The 574-nt window shown below is 69.3% G+C and carries 1 protein-coding gene; it reads left to right on the forward strand.

What is annotated here, in order from left to right; translation table 11 throughout:
• Positions 1–378, forward strand: a 378-nt coding sequence (locus G3436_RS25740) for a TIGR02444 family protein (protein WP_163951037.1), incomplete at its 5' end; no start/stop codon positions are given.
• Positions 379–574 lie beyond the last annotated feature (196 nt).

The raw sequence follows: 574 nt of genomic DNA on the forward strand, positions 1-574 counted from the left end.
CTGCTGCTGTGCGCGGCGTGGCTGAACGCCGGCAAGCTCGGGTATGCGCCCGAACGCGCGGTGCAGTTGCAGCAGTTGGCTGCACATTGGCAGCACGCCGTGGTGGGACCGTTGCGCGAACTGCGCCGACAGTGGCGCACGGCCGCGCAGCAGGATGCCGCACTGGCGGGTTTGCGCGAACAGGTCAAAGCACTGGAGCTGGAAGCGGAACGTACGCTGCTGGAGCGGTTGCAACAGGCGGCACACGCGTGGTCAGGCGAGGGCGTGGCGGTAGACTGGCTGGCGCCGTTGACGCCCGAGGGCGCCCGGCACCACGACGCGCTGCAGGTGCTGCGCGTCGCGGCAATGGCGAATCAGGAAGCAGTCGAAGGCGACTGAGTCACTGCGCTCGTCACGGGTGCGGCGGTGGAGGCTGTCGAAGCGCCAGTGCTGGCAGCGGGCGTCGACGCTGCGGCAGGTGCAGCAGTGGCCGGCTTGGCAGCAGCGGGCTTGGCGGCTGGCTTGCGCACTGCAGGTTTGGCTGCAGGTTTGGTAGCGGCAGGTTTGGCCGGGGCTTTGGCAGCGACTGGCTTGG

Source organism: Pseudomonas brassicae (assembly GCF_010671725.1).
GTDB lineage: Bacteria > Pseudomonadota > Gammaproteobacteria > Pseudomonadales > Pseudomonadaceae > Aquipseudomonas > Aquipseudomonas brassicae.